At 60.8% G+C, this 510-nt stretch carries 1 protein-coding gene; it reads right to left on the bottom strand.

Annotation, left to right across the window (positions count from 1 at the left end; translation table 11 throughout):
* The coding region (locus XM53_RS22300; RefSeq protein WP_236544625.1) for a Hint domain-containing protein at positions 1 to 421 on the bottom strand (421 nt) is incomplete at its 3' end.
* Positions 422 to 510: the final 89 nt, after the last annotated feature.

The following is a 510-nucleotide window of genomic DNA, read 5'->3' as shown; positions in this document are numbered from 1 at the left end:
CGATCTGCATCGCGTGGTCGGGCGAGACGTAGAGGTCGCGCGACGGCACACCCGGCGCAATCGACCCGGCGGCAAAGCGCACCGGGAAAGCCTTGGCCGGCGTCACACTCGCGGTGTCGATCGGCTGGATACCCAGCCAGCGCACCGTCGTGGTACCGCCATCCGCCGTCAGGATCTGGTCTCCCGGCTGCAGGTCTTCCACCGCCACGCGGCCTTGGGGCGTCGCGATGCCCGTGCCTTCGAGGTAACAGGTGACGGAAGCCGACAGGCTGTCGATCGTGAGAAAACTATAACCCGAAGTCGATGATGTAAAACGGATGCTTTCGTAGTTTTCCGCCGTCGCGAAATTGATCACCTGGCCGGGACTCGTGACTGCAAATGTCTGGTTCAGTGCCGGGTTCGTCTCGTGAACGAAGGTCACATTCCAGTTGCCTGTCACAAACGTGCCAATCTCGAGCCCAATAAGACCAAGCGACGCTCCGAAATTGGTCAAGGCCTGCGTCGAATTCA

It is taken from the genome of Roseovarius atlanticus, assembly GCF_001441615.1.
Classification (GTDB): Bacteria; Pseudomonadota; Alphaproteobacteria; order Rhodobacterales; family Rhodobacteraceae; genus Roseovarius; species Roseovarius atlanticus.
Note: the sequence above shows the minus strand (reverse complement) of the source record. Positions and strands in the feature narration are given on the sequence as shown.